The following is a 22,308-nucleotide window of genomic DNA, read 5'->3' on the forward strand; positions in this document are numbered from 1 at the left end:
GACAGGCAACAGATGAAATCAGCAACCTTAGACTATGATGCTCTGGTAATAGAGCGTGTTCTGGAACATATTGCGGTGGAGGAGAATGTTCCCCACCGTCATCCGCTCGGTCAGTTTGTACTGGTAAAACGTGGCGTTCTGCATGGTCACACACCCGATCAGCATTGGTTGATGAAACCGGGCATGGCGGTATGGATACCGCCCGATACCATGCACTGGGGGCAGGCTTATAATCGCGTTGATCTGACGGTACTGTATATTGCTCCGGCACTGTGCCATTCCTTTACATCCCATCTAAAGCTGTTTGACGCTTCTTTTTTGATTTCAGCTCTGTGTGAGCGGCTGGCTGACAGCAGCATGCCGCTTTCTGAAAAGCGTCGTAATAGCATGTTGCAGATGTTGTTTGAAGAGATCGAAGAAAAACCCGACAGTAATCTGACGCTGCCTTTGCCGCAAGATGCGCGGCTGAAGAAGGTGACCGATAGCTTGATAGCCGATCCCACTCAGCGTCTGGGTCTGGCCGAGTGGGGAAAACGCGTCGGCGCGACGGAGCGTACTCTGGCCCGCTTATTTCGTAAAGAGACAGGCCTGCGTTATACGGAATGGTGTAATCGTCTGTTGTTGGCCGTAGCGTGGCAGGGGCTGGCAAATGGTGCCTCAAACGATCGCCTGTCGTTAATGCTGGGATTTTCATCCAGCGATTCATTTGGCCACTGGTTTCGGCGCGTAGCCAATACCTGCCCAGGCAAGGTGCGCAAACAATTACAGTCCCACTTTTTATACAAGTCTGATAAATAAATTCTGTCTGTCTTAATCAGTAAAATGGTTTTTTTGAACATTCCTGGGTGCCCTTAGACTCCAGTAAATTATGGCTTATTGCTGTTATTACTGGAGGAAAAAGAGTTGAGTTATGACGTTATAAAACTGGTTCATGCCCTGGCTGCCGTAGCGGCAACCGGACCATTGCTTTTCGCCCCGTGGATGTCTGCGCATTTGAAGCGCGGTCAGCCCCAAAATCAGGCCATTTTGCTTCGCGGGTTGGATGCTACCGACAGATATTACAATATTGCCGGTTGGGTATTAATGCTGAGCGGAACGGTGATGTTTTGGCTGCTGGATTGGCACCGTGTTTTTCAACTGTGGTTTTTACTTAGCGTAGCGATTTTTGTGCTGGACTCCCTGGCGGAGAAGCGTTTGCGCGATCCGGCTAATGATGCGCTGGCGACATTGCAGCCTGGAGATGAGGGCTGGCAGGCGTCTGTTTCTCGTCTGCATAAGGCGGTAATTACACAGATGGTTTGCACCGCGCTGATTCTGGTGGTGATGCTAATGCACAGCCAGTTGCAGATTAATCTGCTGACCCTTTCCCCTTTTGCCCGGCTTTTTAGCTGAGGGAACACGTATCAAACAGGCGGCTCAGCAGCATGGAGAGCGGCGAGCAGACGACTCAACCCCGATCCGCCACCGCCAGCCTTTTCGGCAGCGGATTAAACAATGCATTCAGTAGCACAGAAACCAGGCAGGCAGCGCTAATACCGGAATGCAGAAGCGTCTGCACCCAGCCTGGAAAACGATCGTAAAAGCCCGGCATCACCACCGGAATCGTGCCGAAAGCGATGGCGGTGGCGACAATCACTAAATTCATATTGTCCTTATAATCCACCTTCGCCAGCGTGCGGATCCCGCTGGCGGCAACCGTACCAAACAACACCACGCCTGCCCCGCCCAACACCGGCATCGGAATGGCCGCAATCACTCTGCCCAGCACCGGCAGCAAACCGAGCAAAATCAAAATCACGCCGCCCGCCGCTACCACAAACCGGCTCTTGATACCGGTCATTGCCACCAGCCCGATATTCTGGGCAAAGGCGCTCTGCGGAAACGAATTAAACAGCGGCGACAGCGCGCTGGTTAACATATCGGCCCGCAAACCGCGCGCGATACGCTTCTCATCAACCGGCGTCCCGACAATCTCCCCTATCGCCACCAGCCCGGCGGTGGTTTCCGTCAGCAATACCAGCACAATCAACACCATCGATAAGATGGCCGCCAAATCAAACTGCGGCAGACCAAAACTCAACACGCCCGGCAGCGCGAACAGATTTCCGCTCATTACTCTGGAAAAATCCGCCTTGCCCACCGCCGCTGCCAGTAGCGTACCCAGCGCCATCGCCACCAGCACCGCCAGACGCTTTAGCCCGCCACGCGCCACCTTGCTTAACAGCAAAACCAATGCCAGCGTCAGCGCCGCCAGCCCTATATTCTGCGGCGAACCCCAGTCCGGCGCTTTTGTATTGCCACCCATCGCCCAGCGTGCCGCTACTGGCATCAGCGACAGACCAATTACCGTGATTACCGTGCCGGTCACCAGCGGGGGAAAAAAGCGGATCACATGCGCGAAAAAGTGCGCGATCAACAGCCCGAACAGCGCCGAACCGATAATCGCACCGGCAACCACCGGTAACCCACCAGAGCCGGAAGCGATCCCCACCAGCGTGGAAACGCTGGCAAAAGAGACGCCCTGTACCAGCGGCAGACGCGCACCGAAACCAGGTAACCCCAGCGACTGCAACAGTGTTGCCACGCCGCTGACAAACAGCGCGGCAGTAATCAGCAGGCCGATATCCGTTGCTGAAAGCCCGGCAGCGCTGCCGATAATCAACGGCGGCGCAATAATCCCGCCGTACATCGTTAATACATGCTGCATTCCCCAAGCGAAAGTCTTACCCAGCGGATAACGCACATCTTCAGGCCTGACGCGATTCTCATTCATCGTGACACCTTTTGCAGTTGCAGACCGGCACATCACCGGAGAGGGAGGAAATCAACGCGACCGCTCAGCTACCGCGATAGGTTGACCAGGACCAGGGGGAAATCAGAAAAGGCAAATGATAGTGGCTGCCCGCCTGAGCGATAACAAAATCGATCTGCGCACTGACATACAGCGCATCACGCCCGCTACCGGCAAAATAGTCGCCAATCTCTGCCGTCAGGCGATAGTGACCAGGCGTAAGCGGTTCAGCCGACAAGCTTTTGATGCGGCCATCGGCATCGGTTTTTGCCGCTGTTAACGTCAGCCATCCTTCCGTACTGCACTGCTCCAGCGTCACGCTAACTGCCGCTGCCGGAGTACCCAGCGCGGTATCAAGAATATGGGTGGATATGGCACTCATATAATGCTCTCCTGTAAACGCAACAGCGTAATTTCACGCAGCTGGCCTAACGCTTCCTCCAGCTCCTGCGCTGGCGTATTCGCCAGACGCCGCCGCAGTTCAGCCAGCATCTCCTGGCCGCTGCGGCCTTTAGCACGAATCAAAAACAGATGGCCAAAGCGCTGCTCATAATCCTGATTGGCAATGCGCAGCGCCTGCCTGAGCTCAGCGTCTTCACCAACCGCAGCCTGCTCCTGCCGCGATAACGCCGCCTCTTTATGCTCTCCACAGGCACGCTCGCCAATGCGCGGATGCGCCGCCAGCGCCTGCACAAAATCCGCTTCTCCCCACTCTTGCGCCAGCAGACGCGCCTGCTGACAGAGCGCCCCCAGCGAGGCATAAGGACGCGCCGCAACCATCGCCTGCTGCCAGCGTTTAATCGCCACGCAATGGGCCAGCACAGCCTGCGCCTGCTCAGGAGGAAGTTGATTAAAACCGGCAAGCTTCATCAGACAACCTCCCGGCTCGGCATCGCCAGCGGCGTAAAACTGGCGGCGAAACGCTCTACCGTCAGCAGCGCAGCCTGTACAGCCTGAGCCACGTCCGGTTGAGTGACCGCTTCTGCCGGATGATGGCTAATACCACCGGCGCAGCGTACAAACAGCATGCCGACCGGCCAGCGCTCAGCAATAGCGATAGCGTCGTGACCGGCTCCGCTGGGGAGAGAAAGCGAACGTCCCTGCACCTGAGCTACCGCATCGCTTAACGCCCGCTGCAGCTGAGAGTCACAGCGCGTGGCGTTGATTGCATAGTATTCCGTGGAGTGAAATGTTACGCCGCGCCGCCGCGCTATCGCCTCGCCCTGCGCCAGCAGATCCACCAGCAGCGCCGTCAGTTGCGCGTCGTCAGGACCGCGAATATCCAGCGACAGCTCCACCTCGCCAGGGATCACGTTCACCGCGCCGGAGGTGCACTGTAGCGTGCCAACGGTGGCGACGCGTTGCTGTCCGTAGCGGCGGGTCATCTGTTCAATATCAACAATCCATTCGGCGGCGGCGGCCAGCGCATCTTTACGCTGTGCCATCGGCACGGTTCCGGCATGACCCGCTTCGCCCTGAAAGCGGCAGCTCAGCCGACGCGCACCGTTAATTGCTGTTACCACGCCCAGCGCCAGATCGGCCTGCTCCAGACAGGGCCCCTGCTCAATATGCAGTTCGAGATAGGCGGCGATCTCTTCTGGCGCACGTGCGGCTTTGCCAATATTGGCGATATCCAGTCCGACATCTTTCAGAGCCTGCGCAACGGTAATTGAGTTGCCGTCGGCTACGGCGGACCAGCTTTCCGGCCAGCTGCCGGTAAGCCCCCTGCTGCCCAGCAGCGTGATGCCGAAGCGGGTGCCCTCTTCATCGCCAAAGCCGACTACCTCAATCGCCAGCGACAGGCGGCGCTGCAGCTGATGCAGCCAGCTGACGATTTCAATGGCGCTCAGCACTCCCAGCATGCCGTCATAGCGCCCGGCATTGCGCACCGTATCCAGATGAGAGCCAAGCAGCAGCGCCTGTGCGCCAGGCTCTGCCCCTTCATAACGGCCACAAATGTTGCCCACCGCATCCTGCCAGACACGCATGCCTGCTGCCCGCATCCACTCGCCGACGAGCGCGTTAGCCTGCAAATGTTCAGGCGACAGATAGACCCGCGTCAGACCATCCGGGCTTTCGCTGATCTGCGCCAGCGCATCGCAGCGTGCCATTACGCGGGCGGCAGCCCGCTCCGCCTCACTGAGGTTCATCGATGGATTCACAGGCGGCCCTCGCGGTTATAGCAGTCCCATGCCGCCTGCAGCGCCGCGCCCTGTACGGTTTTAAATCCAAGGTGATTTAGTACCGCTTCCAGCGCGCTCAGCGTCTGCATAACGCAATCTTTACGTGCGTTATAGCCCATGGTGCCGATGCGCCAGACTTTACCAATCAGCGGGCCAAACGAGGTGCCGATTTCAATGGCGAAATCTTCCAGCATCAGTTTCCGCACCTGCTCGCCGTTGATACCCGCCGGGATCATGACCCCCAGCACATTGTTCATCTTGTGACGCACATCGCCGAACACCTCCAGTCCCATCGCCTGGATACCGGTCAGCATCGCTTCGCCATGCAGCCGGTGGCGCGCAATGGTGTTATCCAGCCCTTCCTGCAGAATTAAACGGGCACATTCGCGCGCGCCAAACAGCGCAGTGGTTGCTTCGGTATGATGATTCAGCCGCTCCGGTCCCCAGTAATCCATAATCATGCCGAGGTCGAAATAGTTGGACCAGATCATCTGATCGTCGCCATCCTGATGCTCAGCGGTGCGGATGCCTTCCTCCACGCGTTTACGCCTGCGGATCACCTCTTCCATGCGCGCGCTGAGCGTGATCGGCGCAGTGCCGGAAGGGCCGCCCAGACATTTCTGCATCCCGGCGGATACCGCATCCAGTCCCCAGGCATCGCTTTCCAGCGCATTGCCGCCCAGCGAGGCGGTGGCGTCGGTGTAAAACAGCACGTCGTAGCGCCGACAAATCGCGCCCAGCTCCGCCAGCGGCTGCAGCATTGTGGTTGACGTATCGCCCTGCACCGTCAGCAGCAGACGCGGGCGCACACGCCTGATGGCATCTTCAATCTGGTCAGGCGTAAAAACTTCGCCCCACGGCACTTCAATGACATGCACTTCGGCGCGGCAGCGACGCGCAATCTCACAAAGCAGATGACCAAAGCGGCCAAACACCGGCACCAGCACCTTATCGCCGGGACGGATCGCCGACAGCAGGATCGCCTCGATACCGGCGCGCGAGGTGCCGTCAATCAGCATCGTCCAGCGGTTTTCAGTGCGGAAAACGCCGCGATAAAGCGTCATCACTTCATTCATGTAATGCGTCATCGCCGGATCGTACTGCCCAATCAGCTGAGTCGACATCGCACGCAGCACGCGCGGATCGGCGTTGATGGGGCCAGGTCCCATCAGCAGGCGCGGCGGCGGATTGATTTGTTCGAATTGTGAGATATCCATGCGTTGTTCCTTATCAGTTAAGTCCGCGAACCGAAGAGATAAACTGTTTCAGCTCCGCTGTCTGTGGGCTGGCAAACAGCGCTTTACTCTCGCCCTGCTCCCAGATGCGCCCCTGGTGCATAAACACCACGCGGTCGCCCACTTCGCGGGCGAAATTCATTTCATGCGTTACCAGGATCGGTGTCATCCCCTCCGCCGCCAGAGAGATTCGATGGGTAGTTGTCGATGCGATCGCCCAGACCCACTTTCTCCAGCATCTACCACGCCAGCGCGCTGCCCAACTGCGTGAACATCAATGCCGCGCCCATCATGATCATGGATACTTTTTTCATATCTGCTTTGCCCCGGAGTGAAGCGTTGCAACAAAAGATTCGTCAAAAAGCTTTTTGCAACTAATGTGCCAGGTACTGAACAGAGGAATTAAGGAGATAAAAAGCGTAAAACGGCCCGTTTAACAGACCGTCCTCAAAAGAGCAGAGAGATAAATGGAGTGTGCTGTAAAGGCGCAAAGCACCAAACTGGTGCCCCATTAACGCTGTTCCAGCTCATCCAGCTGCTGGTAAAGATCGGCAATAGCGTGAATACGCTGACGTCCCTGCGCCAGCCCTTCATGCAGTAACGCATTGGCCAACAGGTTAACCAGACTCATGGCGGCGGAGTAGCTGTCGAAGGCGGAAACGCTGTCAAGCGGGGTACAAAGCGGCCAGCGTGCCAGTGGAATAATCGACTGCGCCTGCGGCTCGCAAAGCAATACCACCGGCACCGCCTGCTGCTGGAGCTGTAGCAGTAAAGATTTCATAATGCGCGGACGCCGCCGGAAGGCAACGCCAATCACCAGATCGTCCGCGCTGATATCCACCAGCTCTTCACCAAGCGTTTGGCCAGGCTGCGGCAGAATATGTACCTGCGCACGCGCCTGTAACAGCTGCTGACGCAGATGCAGCGCCACCGGCCAGCCGTTGCGCATTCCGATAATAAAGATACGTCGCGCCTGCCCCAGCGCCGCAATAATCTCACTAAAGCACTGCGGATCGATACTGTTGACCCACTGCGTCAGATTAGCGATCTCCTGCTTATAGTGACGCGACAGCAGTGTGTTGCCCTGCACCGCATCGCGATTATCGGTAAGCGGCATGCCGCTCTGGCGCAGAGTCCGCAGCTCATCGCGCATATCCTTGTATTTCTCATAGCCAAGCCGCCGGAACAGACGGCTGACGGTGGCTTTCGAGACTCCGCTCAGGCGTGCCAGATCGGCGCTGTTATAGCTGATTAAATCGTCGAAATGGTCAAAAACAAAATCGGCAATGCGCTGCTCCTGCGGCGAAAGCTGAACGTAATGTTGCCGGAGCCGTTCATCAAGCTGCTTCATAAATTTCCCTGTAACTTTTGTTTCAGCTGAACATAGCATAAATCGATCCACTCTCTGCCCTGCCAAACCTGGAACAGCTCTTGCTTGATGTTTTTGTCTGAAGCAAATAAGGATACGCAATGATCCAAAGTAATATGGCGCCTCAGGGAATGGTGGTCACGCCGCATCATCTTGCCAGCGAAAGCGCACTGGCGGTGCTGCGCGAAGGCGGTAACGCGATCGAAGCAATGGTCGCCGCCGCCGCGACGATTGCGGTGGTCTATCCACATATGAACGGTCTGGGCGGTGACGGCTTCTGGCTGATTATGCCGCCGCAGGGCGATCCCATCGCCATTGACGCCAGCGGCGCTGCCGGTTCTCTGGCCCATCCCGACTTTTATCAGGGGCTGCCATATATTCCTCATCGTGGCCCCAAAGCGGCGCTGACCGTGGCAGGCACCGTGAGCGGCTGGTCGGAAGCGCTTACGCTTGCGCAGGAATATGACGGCGCTTCGCTGCCGCTGCCGCGCCTGTTGCGCGATGCGATTCGCTATGCCACCGACGGCATTCCGGTAACCGCCTCCCAGGCTGCGGCCACCCACGCCAAACAGCAGGAGCTGGGCTGTCAGCCTGGCTTCGCCGCCACTTTTATGCCCGACGGTGCACCGCCGCGTCCCGGTAGCCGCTTTACCCAACCGGCGCTGGCCGGGACGCTGTCAGAGCTGTGTGAAAACGGGCTGGATAGCTTTTATCGCGGCCCGCTGGCGCATCGACTGGCGCAGGGCATGAAACAGCTGGAAATGCCGATTGTGCTGCAAGATTTACAGCGCCATCGGGCAAAACGCCGCAGGCCGCTGCACCTGGCCCATCAGCACGGTGATATTTACAACATGGCACCGCCAACTCAGGGGCTGGTTTCGCTGGCGATCCTCGGCATTACCGACTGCCTGAACATGGCGGAAGCCGATGAGGTGCAGACAATTCATTGTATTGTCGAGGCAACAAAACAGGCTTTTGCCCTGCGCGACCGCTATATCACTGACCCGCTGCATATGCGTGAAGAGATGCAGCAGCTGCTGGAAAGTGGCCTGCTGGCGACCCGCGCGCAACAAATCGATCCGCAGCGCGCAGCGCCCTGGGGAAGCGGACGCGGGCCTGGCGATACCGTCTGGATGGGCGTTATGGACAGCAGCGGCCTGGCGGTCTCCTTTATACAGAGTATTTATCATGAGTTTGGCAGCGGCGTAGTGCTGCCGGATACCGGCATCGTCTGGCAGAACCGTGGCGCGGCATTCAGCCTGGATCCGCACCATTTGCTGTCGCTGCTGCCCGGCAAACAGCCGTTTCATACGCTTAACCCCGCCGCTGCCCGTCTGAAAGATGGACGCGTAATGGTTTACGGTTCGATGGGCGGCGACGGCCAGCCGCAAACCCAGGCAGCGATATTTACCCGTCATGTGATTCAGCGCATGCCGCTTCAGGAGGCGGTAAGCGCGCCGCGCTGGCTGCTGGGCCGCACCTGGGGTGACGCCTCAGACACCCTGAAACTGGAGGGCCGCTTCAGCGCCGATACGCTGGCCCGGCTGGCGGCGTTGGGTCATCAAACAGATACGCTGCCCGATTTTAGCGAAGCGGTCGGTCACGCTGGCGCGATTGTGCGTCATACCAACGGCATGCTGGAAGGCGCATTCGATCCGCGCAGCAACGGCAGCGCGGCAGGTTTTTGACAGGAGGAAAATGATGGCAAACGACTGGACGACTTATCTGAATCAGATGACGGCGATACTGGATATTGAGCTGGATGAGGCGCGGCGCGCCGAGCTGCTGCTGCAGTTTACCCGCATCGCACAGATGGCCGAACCGCTGATGGATTTCCCGCTGGATGATCGGCTGGACGTGGCGGGAGTGTATCAGGCATGAGATTGAGTGAACTTTCCATTACTCAACTGCAGCAGGCGCTGCGAAAGGGCGAGCTGAGTGCCGGAGAAATTGCTGAAGCAACATTAGCCGCCATTGAGCAGCAAAATCCGCGCCTTAACGCCTGGACCACGATCGTTGCCGATCGCATGCGCCAGCAGGCAGATCGCCTTGATCGTTTACGACGCGAAGGCCAGCCGCTGCTGCCGCTGGCAGGCGTGCCCTGGGCGGCAAAAAACCTGTTTGACGTGGCGGGTCAGCGCACGCTGGCCGGAGCCAGCCTGTTCAGCGATCGGCCGCCTGCCGAACGCGATGCCTGGGCAGTAGACCGGCTTAGCCAGGCGGGTGCGCTGCTGAGCGGCATGCTGAATATGGATGCTTACGCCTACGGCTTTACTACCGAAAACAGCCACTACGGCGCGACGCGCAATCCTCACGATCTGCAACGTATCGCTGGCGGTTCGTCCGGCGGATCGGCGGCGGCCGTGGCGGCCGGACTGGTGCATTTTTCTCTTGGCAGCGATACCAACGGTTCAATTCGCGTGCCCGCTTCGCTGTGCGGCATTTTCGGCCTGAAGCCCACCTTTGGCCGCCTGTCGCGCCACGGCACTCATCCCTTTGTCGCCAGCCTCGATCATATCGGCCCTTTCGCGCGCAGCTGCGAAGATTTAACCCGTGTCTATGATGCCCTGCAGGGACTGGATGCGGAAGACGCCTTTCAGGCAAAGGTTGCGCCTCAGCCCGCGCTGAGGCAGCTGGAGCAAGGGCTGGAAGGGCTACGCTGTGCGGTACTCGGCGGCTATTTTCAACGATTCAGCAATGACGATGCACAGCAGGCAGTCGCCACGGCAGCGCACGCGCTGGAGGCCCACGAACTGCTGGAGCTGGAGGAGATGGATCTTGCTCGCGCTTCAGCGTTTATTATTACCGCCGCAGAGGGCGGCAATCGCTATTTACCAGCGTTACGCAGCCAGCCTGAACGCTTTGAACCGCTGTCGCGCGAACGATTACTGGCAGGCGCCATGCTGCCCTCCGCCTGGTATCTGCAGGCCCAGCGCTTCCGCCGTTATTTCCAGCAAAAGGTGCTGACGCTGTTTGATGATTTTGATGTGCTGATTGCGCCTGCTACCCCCTGCAACGCCACGCTTATCGGTCAGGAAACCATGCAGATTAATGGTCAAACGCTGCCGGTGCGCGCCAGTATGGGAATATTGACGCAGCCGATCTCTTTCCTTGGCCTGCCGGTGACCACCGTACCGTTACGCACCGCCAGCGGTCTGCCGATTGGTTTACAGCTGATCGCCGCGCCTTTTCAGGAGGCAAACTGCCTGCGGGCTGCCCGCGCGCTGGAGCAGATGGGAATTACCGTGGCTACGGCAGCGCAGCAGGAAATGCCCGATGGTACGGCGGCTATGTCAGGGAGTTAATGGTGTGAACAATAACGAAATTAATCTGCCAGCTGTGGTAGCGGAAGTGACAGAAGCCTTTCAGCGCTATGAGCAGGCGCTGATCAGCAATGACATTGCGGAACTGGATGCGCTGTTCTGGCATGACGATCGCACGGTGCGTCTGGGAGCCGGAGAGAATCTTTACGGCATTGAAGCGATTCGCGCATTTCGGGCCGCGCGCCCCAGCGCCGGTTTATATCGCCAGTTGCGCAATACGGTCATTACCACCTTTGGCACTGACTTTGCCGTCTGCAGCACCGAATTTACCCGTCCCGGCAGCGATCGTCCTGGCCGACAGCAGCAAAGCTGGGTACGGCTGCCGCAGGGCTGGCGGATCGTTGCCGCACAGGTCAGCCTGCTGGAAGGACAATAAAAAGCCGCGGGCGCCTGATGCGCTCGCGGCAGATCAGGCAGCCGCGTCAGGCTTCCGGCGCCGGATGATGTTTGATCCAGTGATCGGCAATTTGCTGGCGAGTGCAAATCCAAACCCGTTCATGCTGCTGAATATAATCCAGGAAACGGGTCAGCGCACGGAAGCGACCCGGCCTTCCCAGCAGGCGGCAGTGCATCCCTACCGACATCATTTTCGGCGCGGTTTCACCCTCTTCATACAGCACGTCAAAGCTGTCTTTCAGGTAGGTGTAAAAATGCCCGGCGGTGTTAAACCCCTGCGGCGTGGCAAAACGCATATCGTTGGTTTCCAGCGAGTAGGGAATAATCAGATGCGGTTTGACCGTGCCGTCCTGACAGGTGACGCGCGTCCAGAACGGCAAATCATCGCCGTAATTGTCGCTGTCGTAGCTGAATCCGCCCTGCTCCACCACCAGCCGGCGCGTATTTGGACTGTCGCGCCCGGTATACCAGCCGGTGGGCGCTTTACCAAACAGATCCATCAGCACATCCACCGCCTGCTGGATATGCTGACGCTCGGTTTTCGCATCCATCGACTGATAGTGGATCCAGCGCCAGCCGTGGCTGACAACATCATATTGCGCATCGGCGATTGCCTGTACTATCTCCGGATGACGCGCCAGCGCCATCGCCACGCCAAATACCGTTAGCGGCAGACCGCGCTTTTGAAATTCCTGATGAATCCGCCAGAACCCCGCGCGCGAACCATATTCATACAGCGAGTCCATCGACATATGGCGGTCAGGATAGCTGGCCGCACCGATAATATCGGATAAAAACTGCTCAGAGCCGGCATCGCCATGCAGAACGTTATTTTCTGCGCCCTCTTCATAGTTGAGCACAAACTGGACCGCAATCCGTGCTTCGCCGGGCCAGGCGGCATGCGGTGGATGACCGGCATAGCCACGCAGATCGCGCGGATAGCTTTTATTGAAGCTGTATTCTTTCTTCTCAGGGGACTGACTCATTCACTGGCTCCTTTCTTGAGCAGATGATTTCCGTTAGTTTAGGTGCTGGAAAGCACCCGTTATCTTTTTTTCACGTGGAAACGCTAAATCGCCATATTTGCTGGTGCCTAACCCCAACGACACCAGCGACTCCACCATCTTTACCGCCGCGCCCACGCCATCAATAACAGGCAGGCCTAATTCCTGCGTCAGATCGCGCGCCAGCGTCGCCATCCCGCCGCAGCCCAGCACTATCGCACCGCAGCCATCCTCACGCTGCGCCTGCAGACAGCGGCTGCGCACCTTTTCCTGCACCAGACCGCTACTCTCTTCCAGCGCCAGGACCGGCAGATCGATCGCATGCAGCGCGGCGCAGTGATGCGTAAAGCCATACTGCCGCACCAGATGGCGGGCGATGACCAGCGTCCGCGGCAGCGTAGTGACCACAGAGAAACGTGTCGCCACCAGCGTCGCCATATGCATCGCCGCTTCAGCAATGCCAATAACCGGCCCGTTGGTCAGTTCACGCGCCGCCAGCAGGCCAGGATCGCCAAAGCAGGCGATAACGTGCCCATCGACGCCCTGCTCGCGTCCCCGCTTCACCTGCTCCAGCACGCCGAGCGCGGCGATCGCCTCATCGGCATGCCCTTCAATCGACGGCACGCCCTGCGTCGGCGAAACGGCAATAATTTCCGTTGTCGGTGCGGCCGCAGCACGGGCGACGCGGGCAATGGTGTCGGTCATTGACTGGGTAGTGTTGGGGTTGATGACCTGTATACAGAGGGAACTCATTTTTGTGGCGCTCCTTTATGGGCAAACAGCAGAGAAAAATTGGGCAGGACGTCACCGCCGCGCTCAAAGCGCAGTGATGTAAGGATATGATCGAAATGTTGCCGCATTGCGTCCGTCAGCTGCGTTAGCTGTCTGGTACGCAAATAGTCCACCAGCCTGTGGTGGTGATCGCAGCGGCATCCCTGTTGCCAGGGCGCGCCCCAGACGGCAATCACCAGCGACGAGCGCTGCGTCAATCGCGTTACCAGCTCCGTGAGTACCTGATTGCCGGAAATCGCCTGTAGCTGAATATGAAAAGCGGCGGAAAGGCGAATCGCCGCCGATCCGTTATGCTGCCGATATGCCTGACGCTCTTTATCCAGCAGTTGCTCAAGCGCCGCCAGATGCGGCGGCTGACGGCGCGCGCTCACCGCAGGCAGATTGGCGCATTCAATCAACGAACGGGTATGGAAAATATCCCGCGCCTCTTGCGCATCGGGCGCAGCGACCTGCGCACCACGCCCGGGCGTTAACCTGATCATTTGCACTGCCGCGAGGCGCTGTAGCACTTTACGAATGCCGGTGCGGCTGATGCCAAACACCTCAGCCAGCGCCTCTTCCGGTAAGCGGCTGCCGGGCGGTAACTGATGTTCCACAATCGCGGTCAGTAACGCCTGATAGACCGGTTCATGGTTATCCGTCAGGTCTGAGGCCGTTTTCTGGCCGGTTTCATGCTTCATTACCTACTCCGTTGGCGAGGGTTGTATACAAAACCTCCTGTCCGGCGCGGCGGCCTTATATACAAGATTTAACTTTTGGCCTGAATCCTGCAGATGCTGATACACAAGGTTTCTCCGTTACCCTTTCAAAGAGGAGCAGGTTTCATGCCAAATTATTCCAGCGTTTCTCCAACGGCTCGCAGCGATGCGGAGTACAGTCCGCGCCTGACCAATGAGGATCTTGCTCCTGTCCCACAGCAGAGCTGGAGCTGGTACAACATTTTCTCTTTCTGGATGTCTGATGTGCACAGCATGGGCGGCTATGTGGTGGCGGCCAGCTTCTTTACGCTGGGGCTGGCGAGCTGGCAGGTCCTGATCTGTTTGCTGGCGGGAATTTGTATCGTACAACTGTGCGCCAATCTGGTGGCAAAACCGAGCCAGATAGCGGGCGTTCCCTATGCGGTGATCTGTCGGCAGGCATTCGGCGTGTTTGGCGCCAATATTCCTGCGGTGATCCGGGGATTGATCGCCTTCGCCTGGTATGGCATTCAAACCTGGCTGGCTTCCAATGCGCTGATGCTGGTGTTATTAAAATTCTGGCCTGCGCTCTCGCCGCTGACGCAATCTTCCTGGCTGGGGCTGTCGCTGCTCGGCTGGATCTGCTTCGGTATTATGTGGCTGCTGCAGGCGGCGGTATTCTGGCACGGCATGAACGCCATTAAGCGCTTTATTGATATTGCCGGGCCCGCCGTGTATGTGGTGATGATGGCGCTGGCCGGCTGGATTGTATACAAAACCGGCTTTGACGGGATCTCTTTTACGCTGACCAGCAAAACGCTGAGCATCAGTGAACAGAGCTGGCAAATGATCACTGCTACCGCACTTGTGGTCTCCTATTTTTCCGGCCCGCTGCTGAACTTTGGCGACTTTGCACGCTACGGAAAAAGTATGGAACATATTCGTCGCGGCAACCGCTGGGGCTTACCTTTTAACTTTCTGCTGTTTTCCGTGGTGACGGTGATTATTGTTTCCGGCACCCGCTCGCTGTTTGGCAAGATGATTACCGATCCGATTGAAACCGTCAGCCTGGTGGGAAATGACCTTGCGGTGGCTATCGGCCTGCTGACGATGATTACTGCCACTATCGGCATCAATATCGTGGCAAACTTTGTCTCGCCCGCCTTCGATTTTTCAAACTGCGCGCCACAGAAAATCACTTTCCGTGCCGGCGGCATGATTGCTGCGGTGGGATCGGTGCTGCTGACGCCCTGGAACCTGTTCCAGTCGCCAGAGCTGATTCACTATACGCTTGACGTGCTGGGGGCGTTTATTGGGCCGCTGTTTGGAATTTTGCTGGTGGATTTTTATCTGATTAAACGCGGAAAGGTAGTGGTAGACGATCTGTTTAATGCCACGCCTGCAGGACGCTACTGGTATCGCGGCGGTTGTAATCCCAAAGCGATCGCCGCCCTGCTGCCGTCGGTGGCAATCGGTGTGCTGCTCAGTTTTGTCCCTGCGCTGCATGAGATCGCCAGCTTTAGCTGGTTTATCGGCGTCGCGCTTGGCGGCGGCTGCTATCGTTGGCTGGCGCGGGAAGATCGGGAAGAAGCGGCGGCAACGCCTTATGTGGCACAGGTTGTCATGCAGAAAGAGTAAAAAAGCAAAAGGCCGATTCATTGCTGAATCGGCCTTTCTGAATAGTTGGCGGTGCGGACGGGACTCGAACCCGCGACCCCCGGCGTGACAGGCCGGTATTCTAACCGACTGAACTACCGCACCGCGCTGTGTTCCCCGTCGGGAACGAGGCGCATATTAAGGGGAGTGCGCGTAGCCGTCAACGATTTTTCTTACCGCGGCGTTCGTTTGCCTGCTTTTTCATCTAACTGGCTTTTTTTAGCGCAAAATAAAGCATTTATGCGCGCCAGAGACAGCTCCCGCCTTTTTTCATTACTAAATCCAGGCGCTGTTCATGCGCCATGACCTCTTCATCGCTGGCAGCCACCACGCGCAGCCCGGACGTTCGTGCCACACGCTGAATATACTCACCGCCACCGTCATCCTGCTGCTGTTCGCCATCCAGGGAGAACGCCAGCGATGTCTGCCCGCCGGTCATGGTCAGGAACACTTCCGCCAGAATTTCGGCATCGAGCAATGCCCCGTGCAGGGTTCGCTTGCTGTTATCGATCTCATAACGCGAGCAGAGCGCATCGAGGCTGTTACGTTTGCCCGGGAATAGCTTACGCGCCATCAGCAGGCTATCGGTAATTTGACAGAAGGTTTCCGTTTTACCGATGCCCCGGTTCAGCTTGCTGAATTCATAATCCATAAAGCCGATATCGAACGACGCGTTATGAATCACCAATTCCGCGCCGCGGATGTAATCCAGAAACTCGTCCGCTATTTCGCCGAAGGTCGGTTTATCCATCAAAAATTCATCGGCAATACCGTGAACGCCGAATGCTTCCGGATCCACCAGCCGATCCGGCTTCAGGTACATATGAAAATTGTTGCCGGTCAGACGGCGGTTGATGATCTCTACCGCACCGATTTCAATGATGCGATGGCCCTCGTAATGAACCCCCACCATATTCATACCGGTGGTTTCTGTATCGAGAACGATCTGGCGTGTAATTGCTGTGCTCATAAGGCTCGTTTATGTCAGACTTGGCGTTTTATCAGGAGGAAGTCTACCAGAGATGCGCAAACAGGTAGAAATTTTCACCGATGGCTCTTGCCTCGGTAATCCCGGCCCTGGCGGCTATGGCGCTATTTTACGCTATCGCCAGCATGAAAAAACCTTTAGCGCCGGTTTTTATCGCACCACCAATAATCGCATGGAAATGATGGCGGCAATCGTTGCGCTGGAAGCGCTGACCCAGCCCTGTGAAATCACGCTCAGCACCGATAGTCAGTATTTGCGTCAGGGCATCACCAGCTGGATCCATAACTGGAAAAAGCGTGGCTGGAAGACGGCAGATAAAAAGCCGGTTAAGAATGTCGATTTATGGCAGCGGCTTGATGTGGCGCTCAGCCATCATCAAATTAACTGGGAGTGGGTTAAAGGTCACGCTGGCCATCCGGAGAATGAGCGCTGCGATGAACTGGCGCGCTCCGCAGCGGCCAATCCATCGTTTGAAGATATCGGCTATCAGCCGGAATCCTGATCGTCCAGCGAATGCAGTTGGCGCGTGGCGTTAACCGTCGCGCGTAACTTTACTTTGCTGGCCAGCTTTCTGGCTGGCGTCATGATGAGCGGCAGCGTGCGTTTGCGGGCCACCATGATATTCAGACAGCCCAGCGCTGGCACGTGTCGGCTCATCATCAGTCCGCCCTGGCGATTCCAGGGCACCACCTGAAAACTGCTGCGGTAGACGACCTCATAGTTCAGCAGGCTTAGCCAGTCGAGCAGCCGCATCTGGCTGAACATGCGCCCGCTCCAGGGGGGACGGCGGTGCAGACCTGGGATCAGCTTGCCTACTCCCAGCAGGCTTAGCGGATTAAAACCGGTGATCACTATCCAGCCATCATCAATCAATACGCGGTCGACTTCACGCAGAATGCGGTGCGGATCCTGACTCCAGCTTAACGTATGCGCCAGCAAACAGGCATCAATCGATTTTGCCTCAAACGGTAAATGCATCGGATCGGCAATCACCTGCACTTCCTGTCCCTGATCCCCTACGCTAACCTGATGCGAAATAGCGCAGGCCTGCGTATCAATCTCTACGCTCAGGTTGCCGATTTTTAACAGATGAAAGCCATACAGTTTGCCAAGGCAGGGCTGTAAATGTTGGGTTAACGCATCGCGGAACGACTCTCCCCACGGCATATCACGCCATGAATGCGGTGCGGTCAGAATTTGACGTGTTTTAGCTGGCTTCATGTTCTACCATCAGTGTTCCTTCACGACGTGCGAGAGGTGTGTATGAATCTTAACAGTATCCCAGCATTTCAGGATAACTACATCTGGACATTAACTGATAACCAGGGTCAATGCCTGATTGTCGATCCAGGCGAAGCGGCGCCGGTGCTGGCTGCTATTGAGCAGCAGCAATGGACACCGGTGGCTATTCTGCTTACACATCACCATCAAGACCATGTTGGCGGCGTAAAAGAACTGTTAACAAAATGGCCAAATCTTGTGGTGTATGGGCCGCAGGAGACACAAGATAAAGGGGCTACGCAAGTCGTTTATGAAGGCGATACCCTGCCTGTTTTAGGCTGCGAATTTAGAGTAATTTTTACGCCTGGCCACACTTTAGGACATATCTCATATTACAGCGAACCTTATCTTTTCTGTGGCGATACGATGTTTTCCGGCGGTTGTGGACGCCTTTTTGAAGGTACGCCAGAACAGATGTATGAATCATTTCAAAAGCTTGCTGAATTACCTGATGAGACGCTGGTTTGCTGTGCTCATGAGTACACACTCTCTAACTTAAAATTTGCTAACGCTACGCTGCCGCAAGATATGGAGATAAATCGCTATTATCAGAAAATTAAGGAATTACGCGCCAAAAACAGCAGTACTTTGCCCACAAAACTGGGGCTCGAACGGCAAATAAATTTATTTTTACGTACGCAAAACACTGATTTACAAAGCGCCCTCGGCTTCAAAGTCCCACCTCAGCACGCATGGGACGTTTTTGCCCTGCTACGTCAAAAGAAGGATGATTTTTGATTTTTCTGGTTGTGTTGTTGGTCGCCAGCACGTATCATTGCTCGTCTTTTAAGCAACCATTGACACATACATGAAGACTAGAGCGATTATCCTTCTCGCCTCGGTCTTGCTGATGGGATGCCAGGCATCGCGACATGATGCCAACATTCCTGAACAGCATGCCCAGAGTCTGTCTTCAGCTGGTCAAGATGAGAATGAAAAATTTACAGATCGCATGTTATCCCCGCGTTGGCAGGATGATGGAACGGCCCTTACTCAGGACCAGGATTTGTGGAATTACATTCGCGACGGGCTGAAGATGGAGGTTCCGGAAAACCCCCGGATCCGAGAGCAGAAACAAAAGTATTTAAGAAACAAGAGCTATCTCCACGATGTGACTTTACGGGCAGAGCCGTATATGTACTGGATAGTCGAGCAGATTAAGCAACGTAAGATGCCGATGGAACTGGTACTACTACCCATAGTGGAGAGCGCTTTTAACCCCCACGCCACATCTGCTGCAAATGCCGCAGGCATCTGGCAGATTGTGCCGAGTACGGGGCGGAATTACGGTTTAAAACAAAATCAGTGGTATGACGGCCGACGCGATATTGTCGCATCGACCCGAGCGGTTTTAGATATGATGGAACGTCTGAACGGGATGTTCGACGGAGACTGGTTGTTGACCATCGCTGCTTATAACAGCGGCGAAGGGCGTGTGCTGAAAGCGATTAAACAAAATAAAGCGCGCGGCAAACCAACCGATTTCTGGCATCTTTCTCTACCGCGTGAGACCACGCTATACGTGCCTAAAATGCTGGCGTTGCAGGATATCCTGAAAAACAACAAACGTTATGGCGTACGCTTACCGGCACCGAATGAAAGTCGGGCGCTGGCGCGTGTTGAAGTAGGTCAGCAGATAGAACTGACGCAGGCGGCAGAAATGGCCGGCTTATCAGTGACCAAGCTGAAAAACTACAACACCGGCTATAAACGCGGCGCTACTGCGCCTAACGGACCGCACTATATTATGGTCCCAAAAGCGAATGTCGCCAAGTTACGTAATTCGCTGGCTTCTGGCGATATTGCAGCGGTTCAGCCAACGCGTTTGGCCGCAGCGAGCAGCCGCAGTTATAAGGTACGTAATGGTGACACGCTGTCAGGCATAGCCAGCCGGATGGGCGTTTCAGTAAAAGAGTTACAGCGCACCAATAACTTGCGCGGTAACAAGATTAAACCGGGACAGACGCTCACCTTTGGCAGTGGCGTGACAGGAAGTGAACTGGCCGATAACGGCAACAGCATCACCTATAAGGTTCGTAAGGGTGATTCTCTTGCCAGTATTGCACGTCGACATGGTGTAAATATCAAAGACGTCAAGCGCTGGAACAGCGTGCTGAGTGACAGTAGTGCGATTCAGCCGGGTGATAAAATTACCCTGTTCGTTAAAAACAACGCGACGCCAGACAGTTAAACTTCCTGCACAGGATAGCTGTTAAAAAAGCCGATCTTTCGATCGGCTTTTTTATGGTGTCTCAGAGCCTGAAGAGGCAAATTCAACCAGCAGTGGATTGTGATCGGATGCGCGCGTTACCAGTACTGAGGCTTCCGTCACCTGTAGCTCGCGATAGAAAACAAAGTCCAGTGGACGCCCAAAGGCCTTACGCCGATGATCGTCAGTGAAGCGTACTTCCCGTAACCCCATATCCCGCGCAAAGCGATACAGGGCATTCATGCGCTGTCGACTCCATGCATTAAAGTCACCGGCCATGATAACCGGCCCGTTATGATGCGCTAACTGTTCGCCGATAGGTCCCAGCTGTTTGCTGTAAACATCAATGCCAAGACTGAAATTAACCGCATGGATATTTACGACCATTAGCATTCTGCCATCCGGCAGAGGATAAGCCGTTATTAATGCCGATTTCGCTAACCGCAGCAGCGGCTCGCGCTCGCGCAGTGGACAGCAATAAACCGGATGCGCCGCCGCCAGCGTCATGACTCCTGAGGGATGCTGGGGCAGAACAAAGGCAGGCACCTGATCGGCTGCCAGATAATTTGAAGTGGCGAAACGTACCAGTTCTGGCGTGGTTTGCGCTTCCTGCAATAATACCAGCTGCGCATCCTTGCCAAACGTTTGTAACACCGACAGCCAGTCAGCTCGCTGCTGCTTGAAGATATTCCATACCAGTACGCGTAGCGTTACTCCTGGGGTGATTGGCGCGCCTGGCGGAAGCGCTTGCCCTACAGGCAGCATAGCACTGGGCGGAAAGATTCTTTCCGCTGGCTGGCCAGCTACATACCTCATGGCATAGGTTTTTTTCCGCACAATACCGCCCGTTTCTGAAAAATGTCTGTCACTGAGTTACTGCTTTCAGTTATAGGGGCTTCAGCAGAGAGTTTCAATCAAAGCTGCTGAATTTACCTTTCGGACAAGCAAGCAAATGTTACGATAGCAACAAACTCAGCAAATCCGCGATCCGTCCCGCAGTGGGAATCAATATATTTACGACAGGAGCAGATGTGAAAGCGTCTTCAGAAGAGCTAAAAATTTTTGTTGCCGTAGTGGAAAGCGGTAGCTTTAGCCGGGCAGCAAAGCAGCTCGAACTGGCTCCTTCTGCGGTGAGTCGTGCAGTAAAAAAGCTGGAGGCGAAGCTGGGAGTGGAGCTACTGACGCGCACAACACGGCAAATCAATCTGACGCAGGAAGGTGAAGGCTATTTCCGTAAAGTGCAAAAACTTTTGCAGGAGATGGCAGCGGCGGAAAATGAGCTTATGGAAAGCCGTCAGGTACCGCGTGGACTGCTGCGTGTGGATGCGGCGACGCCGGTGGTTTTACACTTGTTGACGCCAATGGTCGAGCCTTTCCGTCAACGCTATCCAGAGGTAACCTTATCTCTGCTCTCCTCTGAAACCTTCATCAACCTGATTGAACGCAAGGTGGATGTCGCCATTCGCGCCGGTAATCTAACCGATTCCAGCCTGCGCGCGCGGCCCTTGTTTAGCAGCTATCGTAAACTGGTCGCCTCCCCTGCCTATCTTGCGCGTAATGGCATCCCGATAAAGGTGGATGAACTTGCGTTACACAGTTGTCTGGGATTTATCGAAACGCCCGCTCTTAATCGCTGGCCTGTCGCTCAGCCAGATGGCGAGCTCTATACGATCCAGCCAACGATCTCGGCTAATAGCGGTGAGACCCTGAAGCAGCTTTGCCTTGCCGGCAACGGCATTGCCTGCCTGTCTGACTATATGATCAATAAAGAACTTGAGACAGGCAGCCTGGTTGAGGTGTTAGCGGAGAAGCGCTTACCGGTTGCCATGCCATTTAATGCGGTATATTACAGCGATCGTGCCGTTAATAATCGTGTCCGGGCATTCATCGATTTCCTGAGCGAATGGATTAACATTCATAACGTGTAATAAATTGCCCGCGCCGTCAGTTATGTTAAAGCGCTGGCATGTTCAGTTGCCGGGATATTTGCTGAGCTGAGCGGTGGCTGGCTCAGCTTTTGTCACGCGAAGCAGGGTTTGAGCATTGCCTGATAGCGGAATAAGGGGGCGATTTTCTGGAAACGAAAAAGCAAAAAGCCCTGACATTACTGTCAGGGCTATAGCTAATAGAGTGGCGGTGCGGACGGGACTCGAACCCGCGACCCCCGGCGTGACAGGCCGGTATTCTAACCGACTGAACTACCGCACCACCGAATACTGCATTACCAGCGGGGTCTCGCTGATAACCGGTGTTACCTTTTCAGGTATTACCTTAATTTGATGCCTGGCAGTTCCCTACTCTCGCATGGGGAGGCCCCACACTACCATCGGCGCTGCGGCGTTTCACTTCTGAGTTCGGCATGGGGTCAGGTGGGACCACCGCGCTCTCGCCGCCAGGCAAATTC

Annotated in this window: 23 protein-coding genes, 2 tRNA genes, 1 rRNA gene and 1 pseudogene; 11 read left to right on the plus strand and 16 right to left on the minus strand. The window is 56.1% G+C overall.

Going from position 1 to position 22,308, the window contains the following annotated elements; translation table 11 throughout:
- Positions 1-12 precede the first annotated feature (12 nt).
- Both ACQE3Y_RS18695 and ACQE3Y_RS18700 read left to right on the plus strand, forming a co-directional pair.
- Complete coding sequence (locus ACQE3Y_RS18695) at positions 13-798, plus strand: AraC family transcriptional regulator (RefSeq protein ID WP_426974727.1); 786 nt, start codon at positions 13-15, stop codon at positions 796-798.
- Between the two features lie 105 nt (positions 799-903).
- On the plus strand, positions 904-1,392 hold the full coding sequence (locus ACQE3Y_RS18700; protein ID WP_426974728.1) for a hypothetical protein: 489 nt from the start codon (positions 904-906) through the stop codon (positions 1,390-1,392).
- A 55-nt stretch (positions 1,393-1,447) separates the two neighbouring features.
- Here ACQE3Y_RS18700 and ACQE3Y_RS18705 read toward each other — a convergent pair whose 3' ends face one another.
- The 7 genes and pseudogenes from ACQE3Y_RS18705 to hpxU all read right to left on the minus strand — a co-directional run bounded on the left by ACQE3Y_RS18705 (position 1,448) and on the right by hpxU (position 7,560).
- On the minus strand, positions 1,448-2,773 hold the full coding sequence (locus ACQE3Y_RS18705; protein ID WP_426982249.1) for a nucleobase:cation symporter-2 family protein: 1,326 nt from the start codon (positions 2,771-2,773) through the stop codon (positions 1,448-1,450).
- 64 nt (positions 2,774-2,837) lie between these two features.
- Positions 2,838-3,173, minus strand: a complete 336-nt coding sequence (uraH, locus tag ACQE3Y_RS18710; RefSeq protein ID WP_426974730.1) for a hydroxyisourate hydrolase — start codon at positions 3,171-3,173, stop codon at positions 2,838-2,840.
- A complete protein-coding gene (uraD, locus tag ACQE3Y_RS18715) occupies positions 3,170-3,661 on the minus strand; it encodes a 2-oxo-4-hydroxy-4-carboxy-5-ureidoimidazoline decarboxylase (RefSeq protein ID WP_426982250.1) in 492 nt (163 codons plus the stop codon). The genes uraH and uraD overlap by 4 nt, the downstream gene beginning before the upstream one ends.
- A complete protein-coding gene (gene hpxK / locus ACQE3Y_RS18720; protein ID WP_426982266.1) occupies positions 3,661-4,941 on the minus strand; it encodes an allantoate amidohydrolase in 1,281 nt (426 codons plus the stop codon). Before hpxK ends, uraD begins: the two co-directional genes overlap by 1 nt.
- A gap of 8 nt (positions 4,942-4,949) precedes the next feature.
- Entirely contained in the window at positions 4,950-6,191 is a 1,242-nt protein-coding gene (locus ACQE3Y_RS18725; protein ID WP_250651922.1) for a pyridoxal-phosphate-dependent aminotransferase family protein, read from the minus strand.
- A 13-nt stretch (positions 6,192-6,204) separates the two neighbouring features.
- Positions 6,205-6,448, minus strand: a pseudogene (locus tag ACQE3Y_RS18730) (amino acid ABC transporter ATP-binding protein); the annotation flags it as partial.
- A 272-nt stretch (positions 6,449-6,720) separates the two neighbouring features.
- Positions 6,721-7,560, minus strand: a complete 840-nt coding sequence (gene hpxU, locus ACQE3Y_RS18735; RefSeq protein ID WP_426982251.1) for a MurR/RpiR family transcriptional regulator HpxU — start codon at positions 7,558-7,560, stop codon at positions 6,721-6,723.
- A gap of 119 nt (positions 7,561-7,679) precedes the next feature.
- On the opposite strand from hpxU, the gene ACQE3Y_RS18740 reads away from it, so the two are divergent.
- The 4 genes from ACQE3Y_RS18740 to hpxZ are packed head-to-tail and all read left to right on the plus strand — an operon-like array spanning position 7,680 to position 11,277.
- Positions 7,680-9,266 (plus strand): gamma-glutamyltransferase family protein, encoded by a 1,587-nt coding sequence (locus tag ACQE3Y_RS18740; RefSeq protein ID WP_426982252.1) that lies wholly within the window; start codon positions 7,680-7,682, stop codon positions 9,264-9,266.
- Between the two features lie 10 nt (positions 9,267-9,276).
- Positions 9,277-9,459, plus strand: a complete 183-nt coding sequence (gene hpxX / locus ACQE3Y_RS18745) for an oxalurate catabolism protein HpxX (RefSeq protein WP_250651917.1) — start codon at positions 9,277-9,279, stop codon at positions 9,457-9,459.
- Complete coding sequence (locus tag ACQE3Y_RS18750; protein ID WP_426982253.1) at positions 9,456-10,883, plus strand: AtzE family amidohydrolase; 1,428 nt, start codon at positions 9,456-9,458, stop codon at positions 10,881-10,883. Before hpxX ends, ACQE3Y_RS18750 begins: the two co-directional genes overlap by 4 nt.
- A gap of 4 nt (positions 10,884-10,887) precedes the next feature.
- A complete protein-coding gene (hpxZ, locus tag ACQE3Y_RS18755; RefSeq protein WP_426974735.1) occupies positions 10,888-11,277 on the plus strand; it encodes an oxalurate catabolism protein HpxZ in 390 nt (129 codons plus the stop codon).
- A gap of 46 nt (positions 11,278-11,323) precedes the next feature.
- Here hpxZ and puuE read toward each other — a convergent pair whose 3' ends face one another.
- Genes puuE through ACQE3Y_RS18770 form a run of 3 tightly spaced genes read right to left on the minus strand, consistent with a single transcriptional unit; the run spans position 11,324 to position 13,773 of the window.
- Positions 11,324-12,283, minus strand: a complete 960-nt coding sequence (gene puuE, locus ACQE3Y_RS18760; RefSeq protein WP_426974736.1) for an allantoinase PuuE — start codon at positions 12,281-12,283, stop codon at positions 11,324-11,326.
- A gap of 33 nt (positions 12,284-12,316) precedes the next feature.
- Complete coding sequence (locus ACQE3Y_RS18765) at positions 12,317-13,054, minus strand: aspartate/glutamate racemase family protein (protein ID WP_426982254.1); 738 nt, start codon at positions 13,052-13,054, stop codon at positions 12,317-12,319.
- Positions 13,051-13,773, minus strand: a complete 723-nt coding sequence (locus ACQE3Y_RS18770) for a GntR family transcriptional regulator (RefSeq protein WP_426982255.1) — start codon at positions 13,771-13,773, stop codon at positions 13,051-13,053. Before ACQE3Y_RS18770 ends, ACQE3Y_RS18765 begins: the two co-directional genes overlap by 4 nt.
- A gap of 144 nt (positions 13,774-13,917) precedes the next feature.
- Between ACQE3Y_RS18770 and ACQE3Y_RS18775 the strand changes: the two genes are divergently transcribed.
- Positions 13,918-15,408, plus strand: a complete 1,491-nt coding sequence (locus ACQE3Y_RS18775; RefSeq protein WP_426982256.1) for an NCS1 family nucleobase:cation symporter-1 — start codon at positions 13,918-13,920, stop codon at positions 15,406-15,408.
- Positions 15,409-15,454: 46 nt separating this feature from the next.
- Here ACQE3Y_RS18775 and ACQE3Y_RS18780 read toward each other — a convergent pair.
- Both ACQE3Y_RS18780 and dnaQ read right to left on the minus strand, forming a co-directional pair.
- Positions 15,455-15,531 (minus strand) — tRNA-Asp (locus ACQE3Y_RS18780).
- A gap of 133 nt (positions 15,532-15,664) precedes the next feature.
- Positions 15,665-16,396: a DNA polymerase III subunit epsilon gene (dnaQ, locus tag ACQE3Y_RS18785; protein WP_426974740.1), complete on the minus strand. Its 732-nt coding sequence runs from the start codon at positions 16,394-16,396 to the stop codon at positions 15,665-15,667.
- On the opposite strand from dnaQ, the gene rnhA reads away from it, so the two are divergent.
- On the plus strand, positions 16,350-16,916 hold the full coding sequence (gene rnhA, locus ACQE3Y_RS18790) for a ribonuclease HI (protein ID WP_426982257.1): 567 nt from the start codon (positions 16,350-16,352) through the stop codon (positions 16,914-16,916). The two genes, dnaQ and rnhA, sit on opposite strands and share 47 nt — an antisense overlap.
- On the opposite strand, the gene ACQE3Y_RS18795 is transcribed toward rnhA, so the two are convergent.
- Complete coding sequence (locus tag ACQE3Y_RS18795) at positions 16,901-17,635, minus strand: class I SAM-dependent methyltransferase (protein WP_426982258.1); 735 nt, start codon at positions 17,633-17,635, stop codon at positions 16,901-16,903. The genes rnhA and ACQE3Y_RS18795 overlap by 16 nt on opposite strands.
- 42 nt (positions 17,636-17,677) lie before the next feature.
- Between ACQE3Y_RS18795 and gloB the strand changes: the two genes are divergently transcribed.
- Together gloB and mltD are read left to right on the plus strand one after the other, a co-directional pair.
- Positions 17,678-18,433: a hydroxyacylglutathione hydrolase gene (gloB, locus tag ACQE3Y_RS18800; protein ID WP_426982259.1), complete on the plus strand. Its 756-nt coding sequence runs from the start codon at positions 17,678-17,680 to the stop codon at positions 18,431-18,433.
- Between the two features lie 70 nt (positions 18,434-18,503).
- Positions 18,504-19,886 carry a murein transglycosylase D gene (gene mltD / locus ACQE3Y_RS18805; protein WP_426982260.1) on the plus strand — a complete coding sequence of 461 codons (1,383 nt, stop codon included), beginning with the start codon at positions 18,504-18,506 and terminating at the stop codon, positions 19,884-19,886.
- 51 nt (positions 19,887-19,937) lie between these two features.
- On the opposite strand, the gene ACQE3Y_RS18810 is transcribed toward mltD, so the two are convergent.
- Positions 19,938-20,741 (minus strand): endonuclease/exonuclease/phosphatase family protein, encoded by an 804-nt coding sequence (locus tag ACQE3Y_RS18810; protein ID WP_085067889.1) that lies wholly within the window; start codon positions 20,739-20,741, stop codon positions 19,938-19,940.
- A gap of 194 nt (positions 20,742-20,935) precedes the next feature.
- Here ACQE3Y_RS18810 and yafC point away from each other — a divergent pair, with 194 nt between their 5' ends.
- Positions 20,936-21,832: a DNA-binding transcriptional regulator YafC gene (yafC, locus tag ACQE3Y_RS18815; protein WP_426982262.1), complete on the plus strand. Its 897-nt coding sequence runs from the start codon at positions 20,936-20,938 to the stop codon at positions 21,830-21,832.
- Positions 21,833-22,035: 203 nt separating this feature from the next.
- Here the strand turns inward: yafC and ACQE3Y_RS18820 are convergent.
- Both ACQE3Y_RS18820 and rrf read right to left on the minus strand, forming a co-directional pair.
- A tRNA-Asp gene (locus tag ACQE3Y_RS18820) sits at positions 22,036-22,112 on the minus strand.
- A gap of 73 nt (positions 22,113-22,185) precedes the next feature.
- Positions 22,186-22,301: ribosomal RNA gene (gene rrf / locus ACQE3Y_RS18825) — 5S ribosomal RNA — on the minus strand.
- Positions 22,302-22,308: the final 7 nt, after the last annotated feature.

The sequence above is a fragment of the Pantoea sp. FN0305 genome, assembly GCF_050113845.1.
Lineage (GTDB): Bacteria > Pseudomonadota > Gammaproteobacteria > Enterobacterales > Enterobacteriaceae > Mixta > Mixta alhagi.

Excerpts from the sequence above, each read along its gene's own strand:
- ACQE3Y_RS18740 (WP_426982252.1), top strand. The coding sequence starts at position 7,680 with ATGATCCAAAGTAATATGGCGCCTCAGGGAATGGTGGTCACGCCGCAT.
- ACQE3Y_RS18765 (WP_426982254.1), bottom strand. The coding sequence starts at position 13,054 with ATGAGTTCCCTCTGTATACAGGTCATCAACCCCAACACTACCCAGTCA.
- mltD (WP_426982260.1), top strand. The coding sequence starts at position 18,504 with ATGAAGACTAGAGCGATTATCCTTCTCGCCTCGGTCTTGCTGATGGGA.
- uraD (WP_426982250.1), bottom strand. The coding sequence starts at position 3,661 with ATGAAGCTTGCCGGTTTTAATCAACTTCCTCCTGAGCAGGCGCAGGCT.
- ACQE3Y_RS18695 (WP_426974727.1), top strand. The coding sequence starts at position 13 with ATGAAATCAGCAACCTTAGACTATGATGCTCTGGTAATAGAGCGTGTT.
- hpxU (WP_426982251.1), bottom strand. The coding sequence starts at position 7,560 with ATGAAGCAGCTTGATGAACGGCTCCGGCAACATTACGTTCAGCTTTCG.
- hpxX (WP_250651917.1), top strand. The coding sequence starts at position 9,277 with ATGATGGCAAACGACTGGACGACTTATCTGAATCAGATGACGGCGATA.
- ACQE3Y_RS18775 (WP_426982256.1), top strand. The coding sequence starts at position 13,918 with ATGCCAAATTATTCCAGCGTTTCTCCAACGGCTCGCAGCGATGCGGAG.
- ACQE3Y_RS18725 (WP_250651922.1), bottom strand. The coding sequence starts at position 6,191 with ATGGATATCTCACAATTCGAACAAATCAATCCGCCGCCGCGCCTGCTG.
- uraH (WP_426974730.1), bottom strand. The coding sequence starts at position 3,173 with ATGAGTGCCATATCCACCCATATTCTTGATACCGCGCTGGGTACTCCG.
- puuE (WP_426974736.1), bottom strand. The coding sequence starts at position 12,283 with ATGAGTCAGTCCCCTGAGAAGAAAGAATACAGCTTCAATAAAAGCTAT.
- ACQE3Y_RS18795 (WP_426982258.1), bottom strand. The coding sequence starts at position 17,635 with ATGAAGCCAGCTAAAACACGTCAAATTCTGACCGCACCGCATTCATGG.
- hpxK (WP_426982266.1), bottom strand. The coding sequence starts at position 4,941 with ATGAACCTCAGTGAGGCGGAGCGGGCTGCCGCCCGCGTAATGGCACGC.
- ACQE3Y_RS18705 (WP_426982249.1), bottom strand. The coding sequence starts at position 2,773 with ATGAATGAGAATCGCGTCAGGCCTGAAGATGTGCGTTATCCGCTGGGT.
- gloB (WP_426982259.1), top strand. The coding sequence starts at position 17,678 with ATGAATCTTAACAGTATCCCAGCATTTCAGGATAACTACATCTGGACA.
- ACQE3Y_RS18770 (WP_426982255.1), bottom strand. The coding sequence starts at position 13,773 with ATGAAGCATGAAACCGGCCAGAAAACGGCCTCAGACCTGACGGATAAC.
- ACQE3Y_RS18750 (WP_426982253.1), top strand. The coding sequence starts at position 9,456 with ATGAGATTGAGTGAACTTTCCATTACTCAACTGCAGCAGGCGCTGCGA.
- dnaQ (WP_426974740.1), bottom strand. The coding sequence starts at position 16,396 with ATGAGCACAGCAATTACACGCCAGATCGTTCTCGATACAGAAACCACC.